General features: G+C 43.5%; 2 protein-coding genes and 1 pseudogene. 2 read left to right on the top strand and 1 reads right to left on the bottom strand.

Features of this window, described 5'->3' with window-relative positions; translation table 11 throughout:
• Positions 1-563: MATE family efflux transporter (locus A2517_RS11905; protein ID WP_294897348.1), on the top strand; the 563-nt coding region annotated here is incomplete at its 5' end.
• On the opposite strand, the gene A2517_RS11900 is transcribed toward A2517_RS11905, so the two are convergent.
• Complete coding sequence (locus tag A2517_RS11900) at positions 560-973, bottom strand: PAS domain-containing protein (protein WP_294897346.1); 414 nt, start codon at positions 971-973, stop codon at positions 560-562. The two genes, A2517_RS11905 and A2517_RS11900, sit on opposite strands and share 4 nt — an antisense overlap.
• A gap of 141 nt (positions 974-1,114) precedes the next feature.
• Between A2517_RS11900 and A2517_RS11895 the strand changes: the two are divergent.
• A pseudogene (locus tag A2517_RS11895) lies at positions 1,115-2,743 on the top strand (hypothetical protein); the annotation flags it as partial.

Below are 2,743 nucleotides of genomic sequence, written 5' to 3'. Positions count from 1 at the left end.
TTGTTATGATGATCGCTTCGCAAGGGACGGAAGCTCTAGCGGGATATCAGATCGGATTGCGTATTGAGGCATTGGCGTTTATGCCGGGATTTGGGTTTTCGGTAGCCGCGATGGTGTTGGCAGGGCAGTACATCGGTTCGCGTCAATACGATCACGCGTATGAGTCGGGAGTCTTGAGTGCCAAGATAGCGATGATTTTTATGGGGAGTGTCGGGATAATTTTATTCACTATCCCTGAGATCTTGATCCGATTTTTTACGAATGACAGTGCGACGATAGATCAAGCGGCACTCTATTTACGTCTTGTCGGTATCGCTCAAATCCCCCTTGCATTAACGTTTGTTTTAAGCGGTGCGCTGCGAGGTGCGGGGGCAACGAAACAGAGCATGCAGATTTCGATCGGTTCATTGTGGCTTTTTAGGATTATCCCATCGTATCTTATTGTGACGTTTGGGGGAGGAGTTTTGGGAATCTATGCGGCAATGACGATTGAGACTTTTATTAAAGGGTGGTGGTTTTGGCGAGTGTATCGCCAAAAAGAGTGGCTCAGAGAGAAAATTTAGCGCTCTTGTGCGAGTAACTCTTTGTATTGTTCTTCGATTACTTTGAGACGATTGCGGTCAGGCATTTTACGTGAGGCGATATAGCCGATAATTTCCCCGCGTTCATCGAGTTTTGGGACAATGTGGACAACAACCCAGTAAAATTTGCCGTCTTTACGAAGGTTTTTAACATATCCTTCCCAAATTTTACCGCTTTCGATTATTTTCCACATCCCTTCAAATCCTGCTTTTGGCATATCAGGATGACGGAGCAGACTATGGGGCTGTCCGACTGCTTCTACCGCAGTATATCCCGTCATTTCGGTAAATTTACGATTAACGTAGGTGATGATACCTTTGGTATCGGTTTCGGAAATCAAACTTCGTCCGTCAAATAAAACTTCTTCGTTAACCGGAGTGGGGCGTTTCATCAAGTATGTCCTAAAACTTAGATTAAAATATAAGAATGTGATTATAACTTGATTATTACTAAAATAAAAGTTAAATACCATACCTTTTTGTATAATTGTTTTTATAAATCGTTATAGTTAGAGAAAATTGGTGGTACATAAATGCAAGAATCGCAAGCGGCACTCTTTATCGATCGTAACAATGCGGGGTATTCGATTGGTTTGGCTATGTTTGAGCCTTATGGATTAAAAGGGTGGCTGTGTGAGATAGAGGTAGATCCCTCTCACCCCTACAGTGCAATCGATCGAGTGCTCCATTTGCTGTTTGTGACTTCAAGCCGTAATTTGATCATCGGAGCCTCTTCTCGAGTATTTTTTGATGAAATCGCCAATAATTTTTCAATGTTTGAGTACCGTTATGATGAAAGACAATTTGAGAGTGCGGAACAAAATGCATTGTTCAAAAAAGTTTTCGGTGTTTATTCTCTTTTAAGCCCGATAGAACATCTTAGTCTTGAGAATAGACCCTTATGTGCGCAAGCATTGGCCTTGGTATCCGATCATTTGAATCACATCGGTGCACGTGAATATGCGATTCCCACTCTTTTAGAAACATCGCAGCTTATGGAACTCGGGAATAATCCCCTTGAGCAGCTCGAAATCTCGACAATCGATACAAGAGCCCCCAGTATCGCCAAACTATTTATGAGTATGTCAACCCCTATGGGGAAACGGTTAGGCCGCTTTCGGCTGTTTTTACCGATCAAAGATTCCAGAGAACTCAACATCCGCTACGATTGGATTGATGCCGTTAACCCACACGCTTCATGGTTCGCGGAGCGTTTAGGGTTAGTGGGTGACCTAGAGCTTTTGTGGTGGCGTCTTAAAAATAACCAAATGGCTGAGATTGAGAATTTTCTTCATCCTTTTTCTATTGTCATTGACATTCAGCACTATTGCCAAAAACATAATATGAGTAAGTTACTCTCTTCTAATTGCGTCCAAGAGGGATGGGAGATTGAGCTACGAAATCATTATCAAGAGAGACAATGGCTGGAGGCTCAGATCCCTTATGTGAGGAATATAATGGAGTGGATCGCTCAAATCGATGTCGCGGTTGCATCGGCCATCAGTGCTCAAAAATATGCGCTGGTTCGTCCAAACATCGTTAAATCATCGAGCGAGAATTTTTTACAAATAAGCGGTCTGCGCCATCTGCTGGTGGAAGCACAGGGAATTGCTTACGTTCCTAATGATATCGTGATGGGGGATCGCGATTATCTCGATCTCCCTTATCCCGATACGGTTATGTTGGACTCCAAAGTGCATGACGGCTCAAACATTCGCGGGGTACTTCTCTATGGAATTAACTCCAGCGGGAAGTCTTCGTTGATGAAAAGTATCGGCATTGCTGTAGCTTTGGCGCAAAGCGGCTTTTTTGTTCCGGCAAAAGCGATGAAATTTTCCCTCTTTGACGGCCTTTATACGCGGATACAATCGCGGGACAATGTGGCAAAGTCACTCTCCACTTTTGGGGTAGAGATGCTGGAACTCAATACTATTTTTAGCCGTGCAACTGCTCGATCTCTCATATTAGGTGATGAGATCAGCCACGGTACCGAAACATTGTCTGCAGTTGCTATCGTTGCGAGTACTATTATGGAATTATCCCGTAAAGGGGCACTTTTTTTAATGACGACCCATTTACATCAACTCTCTATGATTAGCGAGCTTAGCCGTTTGCGTGAAGTGGTTCATCTCCATTTGAGTGTCCGTTACGATGAAGAGAGT

The organism is Sulfuricurvum sp. RIFOXYD12_FULL_44_77 (assembly GCF_001830725.1).
Classification (GTDB): Bacteria; Campylobacterota; Campylobacteria; order Campylobacterales; family Sulfurimonadaceae; genus Sulfuricurvum; species Sulfuricurvum kujiense_A.
Note: the sequence above shows the minus strand (reverse complement) of the source record. Positions and strands in the feature narration are given on the sequence as shown.

Coding starts and splice junctions, on each gene's coding strand:
- A2517_RS11900 (WP_294897346.1), bottom strand. CDS start 973: ATGAAACGCCCCACTCCGGTTAACGAAGAAGTTTTATTTGACGGACGA.